Origin of the sequence: Nostoc sp. FACHB-133, assembly GCF_014698055.1 — a bacterium.
In the GTDB taxonomy this organism is placed as follows: domain Bacteria; phylum Cyanobacteriota; class Cyanobacteriia; order Cyanobacteriales; family Nostocaceae; genus Nostoc.
In genome coordinates, this window is the sequence record NZ_JACJSH010000137.1 from 1 (window position 1) to 5,670 (window position 5,670).

Genomic DNA, 5,670 nt, shown 5'->3' on the forward strand with positions numbered 1-5,670 from the left:
GGCTACCAGCACATATTTAGTAAATAAAGTTACTTCTTACTTAGATTTTATTTTTGCGATCGCTTGTTTTTTACTGGATCTGACAAAACCGCATTGCTCCCTTCTCGCCATTTCGACGAATAACGGTAACAAACTCATCTCCAGCAATTACTTCAAGTACGCTTACTTGTTCTCCAAGATAGTTCGCCCTATCCCCGGTTTTCCATTGAAATACATGGATGCCATTATTGACATTACCCTGATCAGGCAACGGCGATGGGGGCTGAACTATCACTTGGGCTTCGGATACTGGACTTTCATCCTGTCCCTGATGGAATAACTCGTATTCCATAGCATCTATCAATTCACCATCTTGTCGGCGAACCATAATTACCCCATCTTCTTCATCTATTCTACAGATAGACACCTCGTACCCCCAGTGGTTAGCTATATCACCCACATTCCATTCTCCTAGACCCACTTTTTTAGGTTTGCTAACCACATCAGATGATTTAACTGATCTGGCAATGACTGGGGTATCGCACCCTAAGTTTTGATTCTGAGTTTTCAAACTTAGGTCAGGCTGTAATTCTGGTTTAACATCGTTCGCGTAATGGTCTGGAGGGGGGGCATTACGCGAACCATTACGCGGCTTAAACTCTGGTTCTACAAAGGGTTGAGGTACTTCGCGTAATGAGTGTAATGGCGTAATGATTTCAGGGGGTATTTTACTTTGATTAAGTTCGCTCTCTTGACTATCTTCTCTAGTTGGTGAAAAATCCGATAAATCATTACGTTCATTACGTTCATTACGCGAACTCCCAGGATGCTGACTGGCTAACGGTTCTAGGTTTAATAAATCATTACGCGAACCATTACGCGAACTATTGATTTCATTACGCGAACTCCCAGGATGCTGACTGGCTAAAGATTCTGGATTTAATAAATCATTACGCGAACAACTAGCTTCATTGGGCGAACCTTGAGCAGGAATAAATACCCAGTTTCTTTTTTGCTTTTCAACCACGCCATGACCCATCACTTCTAACTCCCTAAAATGGTCTAAAGCTTCTGAACTCTTCTTGATTGCGTTAAATTTAGTAACCGCGTCTCTGGGGGTTAAGCTACCCTTTTGATTGGCATATTCCAGTAATTTAGCCAGCAATGCAGGTAGGTCGCCTTTATCGGCGTTGCTGTCAGCGTGTAAGTCTGTCACCTCGCCAAGATAAAAGTTAGCCAATGCGATCGCTTTACGCATGGTTGAAGCAGAGATTTCATCATTACGCGAGTTTTTTTCTACCTCTTCTATGGCATGAAGATTAAGAGCGAGGCGGCCTATTTGCCCTTCAAGCTTTGCGTAAACATTGACCATGCCTGGGGACGGATGAGAAAGACGCTTCTGTTCAAGTTCTTTGTAGACTGGTTGGTAAACCTTGAATGCTTCACGAGATAAAGTATAGGTACGCTTACCCAGCGCATGAACGCGGCGATAATAACCCCCGATGAGTTCGGAAATATCAAAACCTTCCATGTCATCACCCAGTTCACCAGCTGCTAGTGGTTGGTTAACAAAAAGGAAGCGCGACCAGTATCCATCTGTGTCTTTTAAATCCTGAGTATGGGTTTTTAGTACCTCTGGTTGAATCCCTCCATAAATTGAAATATAAACTTCCTCAACATCAATACTTACCCCACTTGCTCTAAGGGTTGTCTGCCCTGCTCCGTCATAGTAAGAGAGAATGTCTTGGCGATCGCTGCCCCGTCCCCCGCGATACAGGTTAGCACTGTCAAATACCGCCTTCAGTTCATCAACCAACATAAATAAGGCTTTTGAAGGGCAGTTTTGGGCAAGTCTTTGAATCCCTTCCCCTGTGGCAGAGTTAAAGTAAAAAACTGTCTGTACAGGCTTTTCGGGTTCCGTCCCCTTACATTCGCTCTTATCGTCCTTCCATTCCTTATACTCAATCTCGTACTGCTTTAGATCCGATTCATATTTGGCTTTTGCCTCGGATTTTAACCTCTTTAATGGCTTAGTAATCAGGTTCTTGTATATTGGTGATTTTTTCTGTCCAGATGGGGCAACTAAAGCCATAAATAAAGTAGCCGGAACCCAGAAACCTTGGGCGCGATGAAGAACCAATTTAGTTCCGGTTTCGTGCAATGAGGAAATTGCTACTAAAATAGCGCTTAGTGCCACCTCTGGACGAATGTTCAGCCATTTGCACCACTGCATTACTGGTTCAGCTAAATCCTTCGGCAAGTAATCAGCAAGATTCAGTGCTGCTCTAGCTTTGATTAATGCAGATACGTCTTTCTGGGTTTCTTCTCTATATAAATCCCGTTCTATCTCGTGGCGCACTAAGTCCGCTAACGTATCTATCTCTTTAGGAGGCGTGAAGGTTTGCTTGGCTAATTCAATTAATGCCTGTTTCTCGGAGGATGAATTTAGCCCCCGTCCGAGAATTTCCGCAATACGATCTCGCAGGGATAATTCTGAAATATTAGGATTACTGCTACCAGTGGGCGACTTCCCTTCATTTTGCAATTCGCGGATAAGATTGTTCCAGTCAAAGGAACTACGATTGCACCGCTCCCTCAGCACACCAAGCTCTACAGTCCTTTGTGAACCTTGCTCATAAGCCATTACTATTTTCGCTATCTCAACCGCATCTTTGAGTGATAGTTTTTCATGCGTTTGCCGTTCTAGCCACACTTCCCAAGGTTGTGATTGTCTTACAATCTGACCGGCTAGCTCACCTGCTGACAAAGATTCATGTGCTGCTAAAATTGCTAGAGGCTGTTGCGCCTGGTAAATTTGTGGGCTATTACCAGATAACAGGATTTGATAAATCCCTTGTCGGACGGCTATTTCTGGCGTATTCTGGTCTACCAGGATAACGTGCATTCCCTGCTGTAAAGTTTGGGGAATATTGAATAAATCGGACGTAGTAAACCGACTAGAGAGAGATATGATCGCGTTTAAGTCGGTAGTGTACACACAGGGTTTTGATGCGATTGCTGGGGATGAGATCATGCTGCACCTCCATAAGCCAACGCTAATCTTGAATTTATCGACATTTTTTATCTCCAGACAGGGGTTTATGTGCCACCCAGCGGAGAAAGAGCTAGCTTTATTTATCTACTCGGATATCATAAATTCCCAAAATTCCGATATCATAAAACAAGCACCAGTCTCTAAAAGAGACTAGTACGCCCTTTCTCCGTCCCGTTTCCCCGTCCCCCGTTTTTTTTGTGGGGTATGTGGTTACGGTGAAAAACCTAACTAACCATCGAGGTAGAAAGTAGCTCTTCTCTGGGGTGAAACTAATTGGATGGTGAAATTGAAGAAGTAAAAAGTAGCCCTTTTTTCAGTTGGGTAGATTTTGTGAAATATGTGGATTGGATGCTCGTAACACCCAACCCACAAGTCGAAAAACAATGGTTGTTCAGAATGAAAGTTTTGAGCCATAGACCCGTGAGCTTCTAACTCATGGGTTTTTTGGTATGGCAAGAACTTTTACTTATAGGAACAAATTAATCCTTTACCTGCCTCACGATAGCTGACTCAACTGCTGGGTCATCCAAGCATCTTGAAAGATACTCTAGTAAATCGCCCTTAGAAATTTGCAGTTCTGCCGCTTTAGTTGTAAGCAGTTTATTGCCACTTGGGGTCATCATTATCCCGAACTTAATTTTTGCCTCATTCCATTGCAATAGCCTCCTTCTTATAGGCGCAAGATGTTTTTGTGATTTGTCGCTTTTTGTTTGTAGCATTTCATTCAGCCCTTCACTAGATAATACCGCAGATATTGTGTTTGATGATCCGAAATTGAAAAATAACACAGGACAATATAATCCCTGAAACCCTTGCTACTTCCAGTATCTCCCAATAGGAGATACTGGAAGTAGCAAGGGTTCTAGCCATTTTGATATTTCTTTTTGATATATCTTGTCCGAGACGAGTTTAATCTTCCATTAGCTCTCTCTTGGAAATAGACTAGGCGACTAATCTATTAATAATTGATTGAGTAAAATTGAGATTATTAACTTCGTCTTGAATGTGCAATACATATTCAATATCCCCTACTTTTTTTAATTACCTTCATCACCGTAACTCCTGGCTGTGGTGTGAGGTTCCTTAAATTGATTTGCCCATTTCCTGGAAAGAAAATAATGATGATCTTAGTACTAACCCTGGCAAACGTAAGTGAATTAAATAATTAATGCGTTGCGAAAATCTACTTAACAGTTAAATATTTCCTCCATTCCCAGATTCTCGCAAAGCTGATAATCTGTCCGTCTCCACCATCAAAAAGTTTGTAACGAGTTGTGAAGTTTAGATCGTTGGTTACTAAGTGGACTGTTCCCATTACAACCTTGTCGAAGTAAGTACTCCCAGATGCCCTCTTGCAATGTCAGCCAGTTGTGTGACCATCCTCTAGTCAAATGCAATGGCTACAGCAGTAAAGAGAGGAGAGCTAGAGAGAGTAGCAGTAACCATTTTTTACTTATGAGAATATTGCTTATAAGAACCACAGTTCCAATAACTAACAGTGCCCACAGCGAAGCTTGATACAATTAATTTGACTTGTACCAGAGTTCACAACGCCGGTTTGGTTTTCCCGATTTCGGGAATAATTCACTGATTAGTCTAATTGCAATTCTGGGCCATTCTCCCCCAACACAACCCCATCAGTTTTCTCAACCCACTGCTTAATGCGATCGCGCAGCGCCGGAGCATTTCTCCAGCTAGTTTGTTTAATTTGCAATACTCTTACCAGTTCCTCATGGGCATTTATTTCTGGCTCCGGTTCAGTGCCAGCAATAGCGATAAACTCTTGCAATGGCTGAATAATTCCCGCATTCGCAGCTGCATCAAAACTCATGCTCTGGGTGCAAACTATTTCGCCAGCATTAGAGATTGCAAAATATTCCCAAATTGGGAAAGTTACCTCAGTTTTATCTAGCTAAGGATGAAGGCTTCCCGGAAGTCCGCATCTTGGTTGCCTTGCTCGGTGGCTATGGTCACGAATCCATTCTTTTCGTTATAGCCGATCATCTCCCCAACGAACTTGATAATGCCAGTGATGAGCGATCGCACTTCTACCTTACTCCCAACAAACCCCTCAATCTCTCCGCCGTCTTTTTTAATTTGTAGAAGTGAATAGGAGTTATCATTTTCAGCTTCAAGTTTGGCTATTACCTCATCCATTATTTCAGGATCATCAATCACAGCATCTTCCCCGTGGTCTAAGTGCAAAGTGGCATTGGCACCGGTGACACTAACCTCTTGACACTGGCCGTCACTGCCATTAACTTCTTCGTCAGACAGGTAATCGTAGGCTAATTCTTCATCTGTGGCAGTTGTGTCAGTGGCTAGAAAGGCATTTTCTGGACTATCTTGTTTTGATGCAATGAATTTTACACAACGTCCCACCCGTGTAAGCAATCCATAACCCATTTCCACCAATTTGTTAAATAGGTCTTGAGTGTATGCGGACACTTCCCTACCAGCTGCTTTGGCGCGGGTCTTGATGCTGTTCAGGGGGCGGTAAATGTCTCTAGCAGAAACACCATCCTTAGATTTGGAAGCGCGATCGCAAATTTGCAGCAGGATTGTACTAATTTCATCGTTGTTGCTGATTTTCTCTTGTAAGACGTGGAATGCACTGCGATAATATTGTCCAAGCC

Annotated in this window: 3 protein-coding genes and 1 pseudogene; all 4 read right to left on the reverse strand. The window is 42.8% G+C overall.

The annotated features are described in order from the left end of the window. Nucleotides 1–70: 70 nt before the first annotated feature. Nucleotides 71–3,013, reverse strand: a complete 2,943-nt coding sequence (locus H6G86_RS37580) for a DUF3987 domain-containing protein (protein ID WP_190938640.1) — start codon at nt 3,011–3,013, stop codon at nt 71–73. A gap of 500 nt (nt 3,014–3,513) precedes the next feature. Further along, nucleotides 3,514–3,753: a hypothetical protein gene (locus H6G86_RS37585; RefSeq protein ID WP_206758466.1), complete on the reverse strand. Its 240-nt coding sequence runs from the start codon at nt 3,751–3,753 to the stop codon at nt 3,514–3,516. An 872-nt stretch (nt 3,754–4,625) separates the two neighbouring features. Beyond that, nucleotides 4,626–4,865 carry a hypothetical protein gene (locus H6G86_RS37590; protein WP_190938642.1) on the reverse strand — a complete coding sequence of 80 codons (240 nt, stop codon included), beginning with the start codon at nt 4,863–4,865 and terminating at the stop codon, nt 4,626–4,628. A 77-nt stretch (nt 4,866–4,942) separates the two neighbouring features. Next, a pseudogene (locus H6G86_RS37595) lies at nt 4,943–5,670 on the reverse strand (hypothetical protein); the annotation flags it as partial.

Bases quoted from the DNA above. Each gene is read 5' to 3' on its own strand.
- H6G86_RS37585 (WP_206758466.1), bottom strand. From the start codon at position 3,753: ATGCTACAAACAAAAAGCGACAAATCACAAAAACATCTTGCGCCTATA.
- H6G86_RS37590 (WP_190938642.1), bottom strand. From the start codon at position 4,865: ATGAGTTTTGATGCAGCTGCGAATGCGGGAATTATTCAGCCATTGCAA.
- H6G86_RS37580 (WP_190938640.1), bottom strand. From the start codon at position 3,013: ATGATCTCATCCCCAGCAATCGCATCAAAACCCTGTGTGTACACTACC.